At 35.7% G+C, this 14978-nt stretch carries 16 protein-coding genes; all 16 read left to right on the forward strand.

Annotation, left to right across the window (positions count from 1 at the left end; all coding sequences use genetic code 11):
* The first annotated feature begins 15 nt into the window (after nucleotides 1-15).
* A complete protein-coding gene (locus tag ACL9RH_RS05195) occupies nucleotides 16-864 on the forward strand; it encodes an AraC family transcriptional regulator (protein ID WP_422692279.1) in 849 nt (282 codons plus the stop codon).
* A 192-nt stretch (nucleotides 865-1056) separates the two neighbouring features.
* Nucleotides 1057-1668, forward strand: a complete 612-nt coding sequence (locus tag ACL9RH_RS05200) for a methyltransferase family protein (RefSeq protein ID WP_422692280.1) — start codon at nucleotides 1057-1059, stop codon at nucleotides 1666-1668.
* An 83-nt stretch (nucleotides 1669-1751) separates the two neighbouring features.
* Nucleotides 1752-2564: a 2,3,4,5-tetrahydropyridine-2,6-dicarboxylate N-succinyltransferase gene (locus ACL9RH_RS05205; protein WP_422692281.1), complete on the forward strand. Its 813-nt coding sequence runs from the start codon at nucleotides 1752-1754 to the stop codon at nucleotides 2562-2564.
* A gap of 28 nt (nucleotides 2565-2592) precedes the next feature.
* A complete protein-coding gene (locus ACL9RH_RS05210; RefSeq protein ID WP_422692282.1) occupies nucleotides 2593-3762 on the forward strand; it encodes a glycosyltransferase family 87 protein in 1170 nt (389 codons plus the stop codon).
* A gap of 5 nt (nucleotides 3763-3767) precedes the next feature.
* Nucleotides 3768-4697 carry a glycosyltransferase family 2 protein gene (locus ACL9RH_RS05215; RefSeq protein WP_422692283.1) on the forward strand — a complete coding sequence of 310 codons (930 nt, stop codon included), beginning with the start codon at nucleotides 3768-3770 and terminating at the stop codon, nucleotides 4695-4697.
* 1 nt (nucleotide 4698) lies between these two features.
* Nucleotides 4699-5475 carry a polysaccharide deacetylase family protein gene (locus ACL9RH_RS05220; protein ID WP_422692284.1) on the forward strand — a complete coding sequence of 259 codons (777 nt, stop codon included), beginning with the start codon at nucleotides 4699-4701 and terminating at the stop codon, nucleotides 5473-5475.
* A 76-nt stretch (nucleotides 5476-5551) separates the two neighbouring features.
* On the forward strand, nucleotides 5552-6649 hold the full coding sequence (locus ACL9RH_RS05225; RefSeq protein WP_422692285.1) for a glycosyltransferase family 4 protein: 1098 nt from the start codon (nucleotides 5552-5554) through the stop codon (nucleotides 6647-6649).
* A 248-nt stretch (nucleotides 6650-6897) separates the two neighbouring features.
* A complete protein-coding gene (gene hisG / locus ACL9RH_RS05230) occupies nucleotides 6898-7755 on the forward strand; it encodes an ATP phosphoribosyltransferase (protein WP_422692286.1) in 858 nt (285 codons plus the stop codon).
* A gap of 26 nt (nucleotides 7756-7781) precedes the next feature.
* Entirely contained in the window at nucleotides 7782-9071 is a 1290-nt protein-coding gene (hisD, locus tag ACL9RH_RS05235) for a histidinol dehydrogenase (RefSeq protein WP_422692287.1), read from the forward strand.
* Entirely contained in the window at nucleotides 9061-10092 is a 1032-nt protein-coding gene (hisC, locus tag ACL9RH_RS05240) for a histidinol-phosphate transaminase (RefSeq protein ID WP_422692288.1), read from the forward strand. Before hisD ends, hisC begins: the two co-directional genes overlap by 11 nt.
* On the forward strand, nucleotides 10089-11183 hold the full coding sequence (hisB, locus tag ACL9RH_RS05245) for a bifunctional histidinol-phosphatase/imidazoleglycerol-phosphate dehydratase HisB (protein WP_422692289.1): 1095 nt from the start codon (nucleotides 10089-10091) through the stop codon (nucleotides 11181-11183). The genes hisC and hisB overlap by 4 nt, the downstream gene beginning before the upstream one ends.
* Before the next feature lie 2 nt (nucleotides 11184-11185).
* Complete coding sequence (hisH, locus tag ACL9RH_RS05250) at nucleotides 11186-11767, forward strand: imidazole glycerol phosphate synthase subunit HisH (protein ID WP_422692290.1); 582 nt, start codon at nucleotides 11186-11188, stop codon at nucleotides 11765-11767.
* Entirely contained in the window at nucleotides 11767-12489 is a 723-nt protein-coding gene (hisA, locus tag ACL9RH_RS05255) for a 1-(5-phosphoribosyl)-5-[(5-phosphoribosylamino)methylideneamino]imidazole-4-carboxamide isomerase (protein WP_422692655.1), read from the forward strand. The genes hisH and hisA overlap by 1 nt, the downstream gene beginning before the upstream one ends.
* Nucleotides 12482-13234: an imidazole glycerol phosphate synthase subunit HisF gene (gene hisF, locus ACL9RH_RS05260; protein ID WP_422692291.1), complete on the forward strand. Its 753-nt coding sequence runs from the start codon at nucleotides 12482-12484 to the stop codon at nucleotides 13232-13234. The genes hisA and hisF overlap by 8 nt, the downstream gene beginning before the upstream one ends.
* The gene (hisIE, locus tag ACL9RH_RS05265; protein ID WP_422692292.1) at nucleotides 13231-13818 is read left to right on the forward strand and encodes a bifunctional phosphoribosyl-AMP cyclohydrolase/phosphoribosyl-ATP diphosphatase HisIE; all 588 of its coding nucleotides are present in this window, start codon (nucleotides 13231-13233) and stop codon (nucleotides 13816-13818) included. The genes hisF and hisIE overlap by 4 nt, the downstream gene beginning before the upstream one ends.
* Nucleotides 13819-13924: 106 nt before the next feature.
* A complete protein-coding gene (locus tag ACL9RH_RS05270) occupies nucleotides 13925-14956 on the forward strand; it encodes an RNA ligase family protein (protein ID WP_422692293.1) in 1032 nt (343 codons plus the stop codon).
* Nucleotides 14957-14978 lie beyond the last annotated feature (22 nt).

Below are 14978 nucleotides of genomic sequence, written 5' to 3' on the forward strand. Positions count from 1 at the left end.
AAGTAATTTTGCTACATGAAAAGAGAGAATATAGATCAATTGGTAAAAGTTGAATATCACCAAACAGAAAACTGTCCTTTAAAAGACATCCGATTCTCATTTTTTCAGATTGTGTATGTCATTTCCGGAAAAGGAGCCTTTACAATCAACAACAATATTTCTGCTTACAGTAAAGGGAGTTTGATTCTTCTTACCCCTGATGATCAACATCATCTAGACATTGAAGAAAAAACTGAACTACTGCTGGTAAAGTTCAGCGAACGGTATGTGAAAGACTATAAATGGAAAACTATCAATTCAATAGGATGTTTGTTATATGGTGCCTCTTACCTTTCCGGATGCATCTTACAGAATAAACCGGATGTGATCCTGGTGGAATCTATTGTTTCATCACTTCTTCATGGGATCAATTATCCTGACATCTATCAGGAAGAACTTACTCTCCACTATGTAAATGCACTCATTGTCATTGCTGCCAGGAATATTTCAAAGATGCGTGCTGAGCATGTGGGCTCCAATACGGATAAGAGAATACTGGACATTATTGACTATATCCAGGGAAATATACACGATCCTGCTCTTTTAAAAGTTTCTGTGATCTCTCAAAAGTTTGGACTTTCAGAAACTTACCTTGGAAGTTATTTTAAAAACCAATCCGGAGAAACGATAACACATTATATCTTAAATTACAAACTGAGATTGATTGAGCACAGACTTCTTTTCAGTGATATGAGAGTCAATGAGATTGTTACAGAGTTTGGTTTTTCAGATGAAAGTCACCTGAATAAGTTTTTTAAAAAAAAGCATAAAATAAGCCTTACAGAGTTCAAAAAAAATAAGAGCGCGGCTAAATCATTAGTTTAGATAAGATGAAGCTTCTTAAAAAAAATCAAATAAGATATTTAATAGAAACAGACTTTAACCAAAACCTATGTATACTATTGATACCTGACGCTGGAGATTTAAATATTAAAAAAATGTTTCTTTTGTGATTCACTTTTGATGCAATAGCATTGCATCACGAAATGTGTGAAATTTGCTCAAAATTATTAATATATGACAGATTTCATCAGATTCTTTATTCCTTTGTACTTTATATGTTTCTTTTCGGTTTCCTTTGTTGGGATCAGTTATAAAGTGGCCAAACAGATTGGGAAAAGTCCTAACGTTCTTCCGAGAGATGGTTCAGCATACGTACTTGTAGGAATTTACTTCAAGCTGATTTTGCTTACGCTTTTTATTTATGCAATGCTGATATTATTTCTACCGGAATATATTTTTAGAATATTTAAAATCAATTTTTTAGAGAGTAATATTCTTCAATGCACAGGTGTTGTTTTGATGGCTTTTGCTTTAATATGGGTTATTATAGCTCAATTGCAAATGAAGGATTCATGGCGAATCGGGATCGATAATACAACAAAAACAGAGTTGGTAACGCATGGCTTATTCAGATTTTCAAGAAACCCTATATTTCTGGGAATGACCATCAGTCTCTTGGGATTTTTTATTGCTTTTCCAACTATCATTGCACTTTCTTTTCTGGTGATAGGAAGTATGTTGATGCAAATTCAAATAAGGCTTGAAGAAGAGTATTTGCTGAAAGAGTATGGACAAAATTATCTGGCTTACAAAAAGAAGGTGAGACGCATATTAAACCTTTATTAAAACCATAATGTTAAAAACAGTTTTGCTGAACTTTTTTGTATCTTTGGCCGGTATAATTTTTCAAACTAATTTAAATAAGAAACATGTCGTTACAACAAACTATTGAAAATATTTGGGATAATAGAGATCTATTACAGAATGAAGACAGCCAGAAGGCGATCAGAGAGGTTATTTCTTTAGTTGATAAAGGTGAACTTCGTACTGCTGAACCTACAGAAAACGGATGGCAGGTAAATGAATGGGTGAAAAAAGCAGTAGTAATGTATTTCCCGATCCAAAAAATGGAAACTATTGAAGTAGGTCCGTTCGAATTTCATGACAAAATGCCTTTGAAAAGAAACTATGCTGAAAAAGGTGTGAGAGTTGTACCCCATGCGGTGGCGAGAGAAGGAGCTTATATTGCTCCGGGAGTAATTATGATGCCATCTTACGTAAATATTGGTGCTTATGTAGATTCTGGAACAATGGTAGATACTTGGGCTACAGTAGGGAGCTGTGCACAAATCGGTAAAAACGTTCACCTAAGCGGTGGTGTAGGTATCGGTGGTGTATTGGAGCCATTACAGGCTGCACCGGTTATCATTGAAGATGATTGCTTTATCGGTTCAAGATGTATCGTTGTAGAAGGAGTTCACGTAGAAAAAGAAGCAGTATTGGGTGCCAACGTAGTATTGACGGCTTCTACAAAAATTATTGATGTTACAGGAGATACTCCTATTGAAATCAAAGGAAGAGTGCCTGCACGTTCAGTGGTAATTCCTGGAAGCTATACTAAACAGTATCCTGCAGGAGAATATCAGGTTCCTTGTGCATTGATCATTGGTCAGAGAAAAGAATCTACAGATAAGAAGACGTCTCTGAATGATGCATTGAGAGATAACAATGTAGCTGTTTAAGATTATATTTTAAACTAATATACACATCTTGAAAGAAAAATTTCTTAAAATACTTTTAAACCCTAAATATATATTTGGGGTTTATCTTATTATATCGGTTGTTACAGCAATTTCCAAGTACTTCAGAGGAGATTATGCGATCAATAATTATCTGATTTTTAAAAATGTATTCTTTAATACCATCCATCAGAAAAACCTATTCATCCATTATCCAAACCTCTATTTTGATTTAAATCATTACGGAGTCTTTTTCAGTGCATTAATTGCTCCTTTTGCGATGATGCCTGACTGGTTGGGAATCTCTCTCTGGAATATTGCCAATACATTCATCTTCATCTACGGAATTTATAAGCTTCCTTTTTCTGATGCTAAAAAAGCGATTTTCGGCTTGCTTTGCCTTCAGGAATATATTACAGCGGCTTTAAGTTTGCAGTTTAATGTTGCATTAACGGGGCTTTTACTATTATCTGCAGTATATATTTACGAAAGAAAAGAAGTAAAATCGGTTACGGCAATATTGGTAGGTGTATTTGTGAAAATCTACGGAATTGTAGGACTTACCCAGTTTTTCTTCATTAAAAACAAAACTAAATTTATTCTTTCAGGAATTGGAATTGCCATTTTGTTTTTTGTACTTCCTATGGTCTATTCAAGCCCAAGCTTTGTAATTCAGTGTTACTCAGACTGGTTTCAGTCTATTGTAGAAAAGAACAATGAAAATCAGGTGTTGGGTAATATGCAGGATATTTCCTTAATGGGCTTCGTAAGAAGAATTTTGGGGGATGCATCTATTTCCAACCTGGTATTCCTTGGATTTGGTTTACCGCTGTTTGTATTACCTTATATCAGAATAAAGCAGTATAAGCATTATGCTTTCCAACTGATGATCCTTGCTTCCACATTGCTGTTCCTGGTTTTATTCAGCTCCAGTTCAGAATCTCCAACATACATTATTGCTGTGGTGGGAGTTTTATTGTGGTTTTTCCTTCAAAAAGAGAGAACACCGCTTATCATCGGATTGCTTGTTTTTGTGATTATTTTCACTTGCTTTTCAACTTCCGATTTATTCCCGAAATTTGTGAAAGAGAATTATATTATTAAATATTCATTAAAAGCAGTACCTTGTATTGTGATCTGGTTGAGAGTAACTTATGAGCTTTTAACAAAAGATTTTGAGAAAAATTACAGCCTGAACTAGTACATATGAAGAAAATTTCAATTGTAATTCCTGCCTATAACGAAGAAGGAAACGTTGCCATGATCCATCAGAAAATAAAAGAAGTTTTTGAGGGTCTGCACAACTATGACTTTGAAATCATATTTGTAAATGATGGCAGCCGTGACAATACACAACAAAAATTAGAAGAACTTTCCCGTCAGTATAACGAAGTTAAATTCATTGAATTTTCAAGAAACTTTGGTCATCAGCCTGCTGTAAAAGCTGGAATGGATAATGCGAAAGGAAATGCCGTAATCTCCATGGATGGTGATCTTCAGCATCCGCCGGAGCTTATTCCGGAAATGATTCAGAAGTGGGAAGAAGGATATGATATTGTTTTTACCGTAAGAACCTATCCTAAAGAAATTTCGTATTTCAAAAGAAAAACCTCGGACCTTTTCTATAAACTTTTATCAAGTTTGTCGGATGTTAATTTAACCAAAGGCGGTGGTTCAGATTTTAGACTTATGGATGCCAATGCTGTTGAAGTGATGAGATCCTTTAATGAAGACGATCTTTTCCTGCGAGGGCTTACGAGCTGGATGGGTTTCAAACAAGCAGGAATCGACTTTAAAGCCAATGAAAGACTGTCCGGACAAAGCAGTTATAATCTTAAAAAGATGTTTACCTTTGCCTTCACAGGAATTACAGCTTTCAGTGTAAAACCCCTTTATTTAGCGGCTTATTTAGGGTTTCTTTTCTCCGCTATTTCAGTTATTGGCTATGGAGCATATGTTCTGCATTCCTTCATCGCCGGAACCGAGATATCCGGTTGGGCGTCATTGATTATGACCATTGTCTTCTTTGGAGGACTTCAATTGATTATCCTCGGAATCATGGGGATTTATTTAGGCAAAATATTTAAACAGGTGAAAGACAGACCTAATTATATTATTAAAAACAAAAATTTTTAGAATGGTTTTATTGAGTTTTGATATTGAAGAATTTGATATGCCATTAGAATATAAGGGTGAGATTCCCTTTGAAAAGCAAATTTCAATTTCACAAACAGGGTTAGAGAGGATTCTTGATATCCTTAAAAAACATAGCGCTAAAGCTACCTTCTTTTCAACGGTAGTTTTTGCAGAAAACAGCAAATATCTCATTGAAAGATTACTGAAAGAGGGGCACGAACTGGCTTCTCATACATGGTTTCACTCAGAATTTGAAAACAAACATCTGAAAGAATCACGTGAGAGACTGGAAGAGTTATTTTCAACAAAAGTAACAGGATTAAGAATGCCAAGAATGATGCCTGTAGACGACAAAGAAGTGGAAAAAGCAGGATATTCTTACAATTCTTCGATCAACCCAACCTTTTTACCGGGAAGATATAACAATTTAAAAGTATCCAGAACCTACTATAAAGAAGGAAATGTAACACAGGTTCCAGCCTCTGTATCACCCAATTTCAGGGTTCCTCTGTTTTGGTTGAGCTTTCACAACTTTCCTCTTTCAGTGTATAAAAAACTGGTGTCAGATGTCCTTAAAAAGGATCAATATCTGAATATTTATTTCCATCCTTGGGAATTTGCGGAAATTAAAGATCAAGCCTTTAAACTTCCTGGTTTTACAGTAAAAAACTCAGGAAAAGATATGGTAGAAAGATTCGATTCATTTGTTGGATGGCTTAAAGAAAAAGGTCATACTTTTGGAACATTTCAGGAATTTCAAAAACAGATAGAACGTTGATGCTATTGGTTAAATTTTAGTATAAATAATGCTATAAAAAACAATGACTATCAACGATATAAAAAATAAAAAACATATGAAAATTGCCTTTGACGCAAAACGTTTTTTCCATAATACGTCCGGCCTGGGCAACTATTCAAGAGATCTTGTAAGAATACTCTCACAATACGAACCGGACAACGAATATTTCTTATTGAATAAAAACAAATCTGAACGCGGAAAAGATATTCTTGAGCGTCCAAATGTTCAATTTGTAGCCACTTCAAAAGGGAAATTCTCCCGTCAGTTGAAAATGGGAAAAGATGCTCAGAAGCTTGGAGCAGATATTTTTCATGGTTTATCCGGCGAATTACCTTTGCAATGGGACCAGAAAAAGATCAAAAAAACAGTTACCATTCATGATCTGATCTTTGTGAGATATCCACAGTATTATTCTTTTTTTGATCGTAAAATCCATTTTTGGAAATTTAAAAAAGCGGCAGATATGGCAGATAAAATCATTGCCATTTCAGAGCAAACGAAAAGAGATATTATACAATTTCTGAAAGTTCCGGAATCTAAAATTGAGGTGATCTACCAGGGTTGTCATCATGCCTTTAAAGAGCAACAATCTCAGGAATTAATAGAAAAAACAAAACAGAAACATAATCTTCCCGAAAGATTTATTTTGAATGTAGGAACCATAGAAGACCGAAAGAATCTGTTGAATGTGGTAAAAGCCATTAAAGGAACCGGAATTCCTTTGGTTGTTGTAGGAAGAAAGACTAATTATTATCAGAAAATTGCCGGTTTCCTCAAAAAAAACAAAATGGATAAACAAGTTCTTTTTCTGGAAGGCGTTTCCATGGATGAACTGGCTGTTATTTATAAACTGGCTGATATTTTTGTGTATCCAAGTTTCTTCGAAGGTTTCGGAATCCCGGTGATAGAAGCTCTTTTCTCAAAAACTGTTGTGGTAACCAGCAATACAAGCTGTCTGCCTGAAGCAGGAGGAAAAGACTCCGTTTATATTGATCCCCATAACGAACTGGATATAAGAGCTAAAATAAAATTTCTATGGGAAAATGAATCCGAAAGAAAACGCCGTGAGGAAAAGGGTTTCGAGTTTGTTCAGAGGTTTAATGACGAACCTATTGCTCAGGAATTGATGAATTTTTATCAAAAATTACTATAAAAAAACTTTGCAGTTTAAAAATAAGTCCTACATTTGCATCATAATTCAATACAATGAAACCAACTATTTTAGCATTACATCATTATTATCATCATCTCTGTTAGGCGGAATTGATTGATATAGGTTTGTGCTAAAATCAAAAATAATTAAAACCGTCTGAGTAAATAGGCGGTTTTTTTGTTTCCTGAATTCACCTCAGAAATTTTCAATAGATCAGTTTTTATTTACTCAGACTCAAAAAAGGCGAAATGAGTAAATTAAAAATTGCGATTCAAAAAAGCGGCCGGCTTTACGAAGAATCTCTACAGCTTCTCAAAGATTGCGGAATATTGGTCAATAACGGAAAAGACCAGCTTAAAGTTTCTGTAGACAATTTCCCCCTGGAAATTATGTACCTGCGAAATTCAGACATCCCACAATATCTGGAAGATGGAGTGGTGGATATTGCCATCGTAGGCGAAAATCTTTTGATTGAAAAACAAAAGAATATCCAGATCGTGCAGAAGCTTGGTTTTTCAAAATGCAGAGTTTCCATAGCGGTTCCAAAAGAAATAGAAACCGATGATCCCGCTTACTTTCAGGGAAGAAAAATTGCGACTTCTTATCCCAATACCCTTAGAAATTTTTTAGAAAAAGAAGGAATTACTTCTGATATTCACATTATTTCCGGTTCTGTAGAAATCGCTCCCAATATTGGTTTGGCCGATGGAATTTGTGATATTGTAAGCTCAGGAAGTACTTTATTCAAAAACGGATTAAGAGAAACAGTTACCTTGCTGAAATCTGAAGCTGTTCTGGCAAAAACACCTCAATTATCTACCGAAAAAACAATTATTCTTGAAAGATTTCTCTTCAGGATCAAAGCCGTTTTAAAAGCAAAAAATTCAAAATATATTCTGATGAATGTTCCTAATGATAAGATTCAGAAAGTAGCTGAAGTTCTTCCTGTTCTGAAAAGCCCAACAGTCATTCCATTGGCAGAAGAAGGTTGGAGTAGTATTCATTCCGTCATCAATGAAGAGCGCTTTTGGGATGTTATTGACGAGCTGAAAGACAACGGAGCTCAGGATATTTTAATCATTCCAATTGATAAAATGGTTATCTGAAAATAAAAATTATACTAAAATATACAATGAACATCTATAAATATCCTACAAAAGATACCTGGAAAGAGCTGGTGAAGCGCCCTGTTCTTGAACAGCAGGAAATTTCAGATCTTATCAGAGACATCTTTAATGAGGTGGAGAAAAACGGAGATCAGGCTCTCATCGAATTTAATAGAAAATTTGACAAAGCTGAAACAGAAAGCATCGCTGTAATACCAAAAGAAATTGAACGTTCTGAAAATCAGATTGAAGAAGAACTGAAAAAAGCCATTCAGCAGGCTAAAGACAATATTTCCAAATTTCACGAGTCACAAAAAACTGAAATTGAGAAAGTTGAAACAACAAAAGGGGTTGTTTGCTGGAGAGAAAACCGAGCAGTAGAAAAAGTAGGAATTTACATTCCGGGAGGAACAGCTCCTTTATTTTCAACCGTATTGATGCTTGCTGTTCCCGCCAATCTGGCAGGATGTAAAGAAATAGTACTGTGTACGCCGCCGGATAAGGAAGGGAATGTCAGCCCTGCTATTTTGTATACCGCAAAACTTTGTGGAATTACTCAGATATTCAAAACAGGAGGAGCCCAGGCCATTGCTGCCATGACACTAGGAACTGAAAGTGTTCCTGAAGTATACAAAATTTTTGGTCCGGGAAACCAATTTGTAGTTGCTGCAAAAGAATATGCACAACGTTTTGGGGTTGCGATCGATATGCCGGCGGGCCCCAGTGAAGTTCTCGTTATTGCAGATGAAAATGCAGTTCCTGAATTTTGTGCCGCAGATCTTCTTTCCCAGGCAGAACATGGAAGTGATAGCCAGGTTGTTTTTGTGACAACAGATCTTAAAGTTTTTGATGAGACAATCAATGCTGTTGAACAACAAATCAGGGATTTACCAAGAAATGAAATGGCTGGATTAGCATTGGGAAACAGTTCGTTTATTGTTATCAATTCTTTGGAAGAAGCGTTGGAGTTCAGTAATCAATACGCTCCGGAACACCTTATTTTAGCGGTAACCGATTTTGAGAAATATATTCCTATGGTTCAGAATGCAGGCTCTGTTTTTCTTGGAAATTATTCCTGCGAAAGTGCGGGAGATTATGCAAGCGGTACGAATCACACGCTTCCAACTAATGCGTATGCTAAAAACTATAGCGGAGTGTCTCTCGACAGCTTTGTAAAGAAAATAACCTTCCAGCACTTATCTGAAGAAGGACTTCAGAACTTAGGAAAAACAATAGAACTTATGGCAGAAGCAGAAGGACTGCTTGCTCACAAAAATGCAGTATCAATAAGATTAAAAGAAAACAATGGAAAATAACAGTATAAAGACTTTAGTAAGAGAAAATATTTTGAAATTACAACCTTACATCAGCTTCAGGGATCATAATGAGTTTAGCTCACCTGTACTTCTTGATGCCAATGAAAGTCCATTCGGGGAATGTAATCGTTATCCGGATTCTACACAGAGAAAGTTGAAAAATCGCCTTGCTGAGCTTAAAAAACTATCATCTGGCCAGATCGCAGTAGGAAACGGAAGTGATGAATTGATTGATCTGATCATCAAAATCTTCTGTGAGCCGAAAAAAGATTCCATTTTGATGATGAACCCTTCCTTTGCTATGTATGGCTTCTATGCTACCATCAATGAAAACAGGGTTTTAAAGCTTGATCTGGATGAAAATTTCAATATTATAAAAGAGGATTTTCTCAAAATTGTAAATCAAGAAGACATAAAAGTGTTCTTTCTCTGTTCACCCAACAACCCTACCGGAAACAGTGTGGAAGATGTTGAGTTCTTTATTAAGAATTTTAACGGAATTGTTGTAGTGGATGAAGCTTATATTGAGTTTTCAGGAAATAAATCAAGTATTGAGCTTCTCGATCAGTATCCCAATCTGATTGTTCTTCAGACTTTTTCAAAAGCATGGGGAATTGCAGGGGCCAGAGTAGGAATGGCGTATGCTTCAGAAGAAATCATCACCTTAATCAACACAGTAAAAGCTCCTTATAATGTGAATGTCCTGAGCCAGGAACTGATTTTAAAAACACTTGACGATGAGAATATTCTCTCCGAAAATGTTAACATGATTCTGAAAGAAGTTAATTGGTTACAGGATCAGTTTGAAAATATAGATTGTATTGAAAAAGTATTTCCTACAGATGCTAATTTCTTTCTGATCAGGATGAAAAACATTGATCAGGTATATGGGAAAATGCTGGAAAAAGAAATCCTTACGAGTAGAAGAGATCCTGCGATTCCGGGATGTATAAGAATTAACGTAGGAAACCGACAGGAAAATGAAATATTGATTGATCTTTTAAAAAATATCCAGTCATGAAAAAAGTACTCTTTATAGACAGGGATGGGACATTAATTATTGAACCTCCTACCGATTTTCAGGTAGATTCTTTAGAGAAACTTGAGTTTTATCCGGGAATATTTCAGAATCTTGCTAAAATTGCCAATGAACTGGATTATGAATTGGTAATGGTGACCAATCAGGATGGCTTGGGAACAGAAAGTTTTCCTTTTGAAGATTTTAGCCAACCTCACGAAAAAATGCTGAAAGCTTTCGAAAATGAAGGAATTATTTTTAGTGATATTCTTATAGATAAAAGTTTCGAACATGAAAATCTTCCGACCAGAAAGCCCGGAATAGGGATGCTAAGCAAATACATCTATGGTGATTATGATTTGGAAAATTCATACGTAATCGGAGATCGTATCACAGATATCCAATTGGCTGAAAATTTGGGCACTCAATCTATTTTTATCAATCAGAATGATAATAATAAGGCAGAACTCACCACTACTTCATGGGCAGAAATTTATCAGTTTTTAAAAAAAGGAATAAGAAAAGCCAAAGTATCCAGAAAAACGAATGAAACTCAAATAGAGGTTGAAGTAAATCTCGATGGCCAAGGCAGATCAGAAATTTCCACAGGACTTCATTTCTTTGATCATATGCTGGATCAGATTGCCAGACACGGTAATATGGACCTTGCCATTAAAGTAAGCGGAGATCTTGAAGTAGATGAGCACCACACGATTGAAGATTCCGGAATTGTTCTTGGAGAAGCTATTGTTAAAGCATTAGGAAAGAAAAAAGGTATTGAAAGATATGGTTTTTTGCTTCCAATGGATGATTGTCTGGCTCAGGTGGGTATCGATTTCGGAGGAAGACCATGGCTGGTTTGGGACGCTCCTTTTAAAAGAGAAAAAGTTGGAGATGTTCCGACAGAAATGTTTTTTCACTTTTTTAAATCTTTTACAGATTCTTCCAAATGTAATCTCAATATCAAAGCAGAAGGAGATAATGAGCACCACAAAATAGAATCTATCTTCAAGGCATTTGCAAAAGCTGTGAAAATGGCAGTAAACCAATCAGATACCAATTATAATTTACCTTCCACAAAAGGAAGTTTATAACAATGATCGCAATAATAAAATATAACGGCGGAAATGTAAGCTCTGTTCAGAATGCTCTCAATAGGTTAAAAGTTGATTCCGTAGTGACAGATGACCCTGAACTTATTATGAAAGCTGATAAAGTGATTTTTCCGGGAGTTGGAGAAGCCTCTTCAACAATGAAGCTTCTGAAAGAAAAAGGACTTGATCTGCTGATTCCGCAGCTGAAACAACCTGTACTGGGAATATGTCTGGGAATGCAGTTGATGTGCAAAGAAAATGAAGAAGGCAATACAGAAGGACTTGGGATTTTTGATATCAAAGTCAGAAAATTTCCTTCCATAGATATTGTCCCTCATATGGGCTGGAATACCATTTCCGGACAGAACTCTCTTTTATTTTCAGAGATCGGAAATAGGAGCGATGTATATTTTGTTCACAGTTACTATTGTGAGTTGTCCGAGTACACAACGTCGGTTTGTGATTACATTTTGCCATTCAGTTCTTCTTTGCAGAAAGATAACTTTTATGCGGTACAGTTTCACCCGGAAAAGTCAGGAGATATAGGAAGTACAATCATCAATAACTTTATCAATTTGTCATGATGAAAATTATACCAGCCATTGATATTATCGACGGAAAATGTGTCCGTCTTTCAAAAGGAGATTACAATACCAAGAAAGTGTATAACGAAGATCCAGTGGAAGTTGCAAAAGAATTTGAAAGCTTTGGAATCCAATTTCTACATTTGGTAGACCTCGATGGAGCTAAATCAAAACACATCGTTAATCAGAAAGTCCTGGAAAATATAGCCGGTTCAACCTCGTTGCACATTGATTTTGGGGGTGGATTAAAAACACAGGAAGATATAGAAACTGCTTTTAATTCTGGAGCAAAACAGATCACATTAGGAAGTATCGCTGTTCAGAACCCGGAATTTTGCTACAATGCCATCGAAAAGTATGGTGTGGAAAAGATTATTTTGGGAGCAGATTTTGATAACAGAAAAATTAAGACCTCAGGCTGGCTGGAAGAAAGCGATAAGGACATTATTGATTTTATTCTTCAATATCAGAAAAAAGGGATTCAAAATGCGATATGTACCGATATTTCAAAAGATGGAATGCTGGAAGGCCCATCAACAGGTTTATATATTGAGATTTTATACAAAACTGCAATTCAGCTTACAGCAAGTGGTGGGATTTCAGGCATCAAAGACGTGTATAAAATGAAAGATATCGGTTGTTCCGGCACAATTATAGGAAAAGCTATTTATGAAGGAAAAATAAGCCTTCCACAACTTCAAAATTTTATTGAAAATGCTTAAAAAAAGAATTATTCCATGCCTTGATATCAAAGATGGAAATACTGTAAAAGGAATCAATTTTGAAGATCTTAAAAATGCAGGTGATCCTATAGAGTTGGCTAAAAAATATGAACGGGATGGTGCAGACGAATTGGTCTTTCTGGATATTACGGCTACCATTGAGAACCGGAAAACTTTTGTAGAGTTGGTAAAAGAGATTGCAAAAGAACTCAGTATTCCATTTACAGTGGGAGGCGGAATTTCTTCGGTAGAAGATGTAAGGAAGCTTCTGGAAGCAGGGGCAGACAAAATCAGTGTTAATTCTTCGGCAGTGAAAAATCCGCAGCTGATTTCTGATCTGGCCAACGAGTTTGGAAGCCAGTGTGTCGTGGTGGCTATCGATACAAAACAGGTAGGAAATTCAGATCTTGTTCATATAAAAGGCGGCAGACAGGCAACAGATCTCGAAACGGTAGCATGGGCAAAACAGGCTGTTTCCCTGGGAGCAGGAGAAATTCTTTTAACTTCAATGGATGGCGACGGAACAAAAAAAGGTTTTGATCTGCGCATTACAAAGCTGGTTTCCGAAAATGTTACCATTCCAGTTATTGCCTCAGGAGGAGCCGGAAGTGCAGAAGATTTTGTGAATGTCTTTTTGGAAACGAAGGCTACGGGAGGTCTGGCAGCCAGTATTTTCCACTTTAATGAAGTAAGTATTCAGGAATTAAAAGAAGAATTAAAAAATCAAAAAATAGAGATCCGATGAAAATTAATTTTAATAAAGATAAAGGACTTGTTCCTGTGATTATTCAGGATGACAGAACATTGCAGGTTCTTATGCTGGGTTATATGAACGAAGAAGCCTTTGAAAAAACAGAGAAAGAAGGAATCGTCACATTTTTCAGCCGTTCCAAGAACAGATTGTGGACAAAAGGAGAAGAATCCGGCAATTTTTTAACAGTGAAAAGCATTGAAATAGATTGTGATCAGGATACTGTTTTGATCAAAGTTACTCCCAAGAATGTAGTGTGCCATACAGGAAGCTTCAGTTGCTTTGGAGAAAAGAAATCGAAAGGCTTTTTATACGAACTGGAGGAAAAAATATCTCAAAGGATTGATCAGAAAACTGAAGGATCTTATACGTATTCTTTGTACCAGCGGGGAATCAATAAAGTAGCTCAAAAAGTAGGAGAGGAAGCGGTAGAATTGTTAATAGAAGCGAAAGATAATAACGAAGATCTCTTTAAAAATGAAGCAGCTGATCTTCTTTATCACTTCCTTATTTTATTGAAAACTAAAGGCTTCTCATTGGAAGAAATTGAGCAGACTCTTCAGGACAGAAACAAATAAAATTTTAAAAAAAATTCAAAAGAGGTCTATGGGATAGGATGTTATCGCTAAGCAAATCTTAATGATATTATCTATCTTTGTCCTCTGATACTAAATAACCATTCTTATGAGCGACTTCTCAGGCTATGAAAAAATGCCCGATTCCTTAAAAAAAACAGGACTTAACGAAAAGGATTTATCAAATATGGATAAATTGAAATGGGTGGCGACAGAAAAAATTCATGGGGCTAATTTTAGCTTCTCATATGAGGATGGCCAACTGAGATACTCCAAAAGAAGAGAATATCTGTCTTGGAATGACGATTTCTTTGGTTTTCAACTTGTTGTGAGCAAACTGGAAGACGCTGTTCTTCGATTATTTGAGCATGTGAGCAATAGGATCACAGGAAATCAATATATTCTTTATGGAGAACTTTTTGGTGGAAAATATCCTCATTCTGAGGTTGAAATAACAAATAAAAATCTACAGGCTATTCAGACAGGGGTTTATTATGCTCCTGATATTCATTTTTGTGCCTTCGACATTGCCGTGGTGGACGAGGCAGGAAATAAATCTTATCTCGATTATGAAACTGTGATATCGTATGCTGAACAATTCGGTGTTCCGTATGTAAAACCTTTATTTATAGGTAAATTTAATGAAGCTGTTAATTTCAACATCAGAATTAATTCTCCGATTCCAAAAGAATTGGGACTTCCTGAGTTGGAACATAATCTGATAGAAGGAATTGTAGTAAAGCCTTATCAGAAAGACAACTTTTTGTTTTCAAAACGTCCCATTATTAAGATTAAAAATCCTGAATTTGAGGAAGAAGAAAAATTTCATCAGGCTGAAAAATGGTCATTTGTACCCAATATTTCTTCTAAATCTGAGGATCTGTCTTTTATCACTTCTGAAATAAAAACCTATGTATCTCCAAATAGATTGGAGAGTGTGATTTCTAAAGTTGGAGCTCTTGATTTTAATAATCCTCAGCGTCTTTTGGAAATTCAGAAAGAGTTTTTGCAGGATGTTCTTACAGATTTCAATGAAAATAACAGCGACCTTCTTACAGAATTGGAACAGGAAGATATGAACTGGATCACAGAAAGAATTCAATCCGATATTCAAAAAGTATTGGTTGCAGCTCAATCATAATTTGGAGCAATTTCGGGTTTAA

It is taken from the genome of Chryseobacterium sp. Mn2064, from assembly GCF_049319685.1.
Classification (GTDB): Bacteria; Bacteroidota; Bacteroidia; order Flavobacteriales; family Weeksellaceae; genus Chryseobacterium.